The organism is Hydrogenovibrio sp. 3SP14C1 (genome assembly GCF_029625905.1).
GTDB lineage: Bacteria > Pseudomonadota > Gammaproteobacteria > Thiomicrospirales > Thiomicrospiraceae > Hydrogenovibrio.
Window position 1 is genome coordinate 1 of sequence record NZ_JARTLM010000350.1, and the last position, 231, is coordinate 231.

The following is a 231-nucleotide window of genomic DNA, read 5'->3' on the forward strand; positions in this document are numbered from 1 at the left end:
GCCCACTCCAACGGCTCGCCCTGATTGACGAACGCAGTGAGCACGGGCGCGTAGGGAGCATCGTTCACCGCACCCCGCTGCCACTCTTGGCGCTGGGCGCGATCCATGGTCAGCAGCTCGCGGGCTTCAATATCCCAGCGCTGGCGCTCACCCTGGGCGCTTAGCCATAGCATCACTTCTAATAGTTGCTCGCGGTCATACACTTGCCAGATGTGCCCTAACCACTCGCTG

At 62.3% G+C, this 231-nt stretch carries 1 protein-coding gene; it reads right to left on the reverse strand.

All coding sequences use genetic code 11. The annotated features are described in order from the left end of the window. A partial coding sequence (locus P8629_RS12805) for a DUF1266 domain-containing protein (protein ID WP_278166462.1) occupies positions 1 to 231 on the reverse strand: 231 nt, incomplete at both ends.